This is a genomic window from Vibrio sp. 1978 (assembly GCF_033344345.1).
The window spans coordinates 1-727 of record NZ_JAWPOP010000424.1 but is presented as its reverse complement, the minus strand read 5'-3'; the positions used below and the strand labels follow the sequence as shown (position 1 = coordinate 727).

Sequence of the window (727 nt, the reverse complement as noted above, 5' to 3'; positions counted from 1 at the left end):
GCTGACAGAATTGCTCAAAAGTAACAGCTGCACTCATAGACACCTCTTAATCTTTAAACTGAAAACTTCGCATAAAGCTCTGGCTCTTTAGAGAGTAGAGTCAGGACTTTGCTTGCTAAACCTGTCGGATTTCTCCGTCCTTGCTCCCAACTTTTCACGGTATCAATACTCACATCCATCGCTTGTGCCAACTCTTTTTGGCTGACATCCAGTTGTGCTCGGATCGCTTTAACATCGGCAATCTCATAACGAGTGACATTCGCAGGAGTCTGCTCTCCTTTTGCAATCGCTTCGGCTTGCTTCATCGATGTATAAAGTTCATCAAAAATACTATTGCTCATTGTCATACTCTCTCTTAATCGACCTCGACACTTCTTTAAGGAGATTCTTCTCTTTCTGAGTTAAAGAGTCCTTTCTCCCTTTCTTGTACAGCAACACCAAATAGACAACATCAGGTTGGATCAGTAAGTAAATCGTTCGATAACCACCACTCTTACCTGTCGATTCTCCAGCAAGGCGAACTTTTCTTAGCCCTCCCGTTCCGACAATCAACGATCCCATTTCTGGGTTTTTGATGATGTCTGACTGCAACGCTCGAAACTCTTCATCCGTGAGCATCTCTTTTCGCTGAGATTCAAACAATGGCGTTTCAATAAACTCTAATGCGTAGCTAATAACCCGATCCTCTCCCAAAAGAATAGGAGTACATTGTACTCCTGGCAAGCGT

2 protein-coding genes are annotated in these 727 nt (G+C 43.3%); both read right to left on the bottom strand.

Translation table 11 applies throughout. The features are described from left to right. Positions 1–53: 53 nt before the first annotated feature. Positions 54–341, bottom strand: a complete 288-nt coding sequence (nadS, locus tag R8N49_RS27015) for a NadS family protein (protein WP_029946694.1) — start codon at positions 339–341, stop codon at positions 54–56. After that, on the bottom strand, positions 331–727 hold a 397-nt coding region (locus tag R8N49_RS27010), incomplete at its 5' end, for a type II toxin-antitoxin system RelE/ParE family toxin (protein ID WP_276415878.1). The genes R8N49_RS27010 and nadS, both read right to left, overlap by 11 nt.

What these genes read in the sequence shown, in the direction of transcription:
- nadS (WP_029946694.1), bottom strand. Translation starts at nt 341, where the DNA reads ATGAGCAATAGTATTTTTGATGAACTTTATACATCGATGAAGCAAGCC.